The 222-nt window shown below is 67.1% G+C and carries 1 protein-coding gene; it reads right to left on the reverse strand.

Translation table 11 applies throughout. The features are described from left to right. Positions 1–222, reverse strand: a 222-nt coding sequence (locus tag ABQE89_RS26365; RefSeq protein ID WP_448422197.1) for a DUF222 domain-containing protein, incomplete at both ends; no start/stop codon positions are given.

Genomic DNA, 222 nt, shown 5'->3' on the forward strand with positions numbered 1-222 from the left:
GCGTTGGTGGGCGCGTTGGGTGTCGGTGGGCTCGGGGCCGTCTTGGTCGAGCAGAAACAGTTTCAACTCGGCGGTGGCGGCGAGTTCTTTGGGCCCGACCCGGGTGGCCGCGCGCACCAGGTCGACTTCGAACTGTGTGCGGGTGGCCGCATCGACCCAGCCGGGCAGTTTGGCCACCGCTTTGCGGATCACCTCGAGGTGTTCGGCGTTGATCAACCCGTG

Source organism: Mycolicibacterium sp. XJ1819 (genome assembly GCF_053483675.1).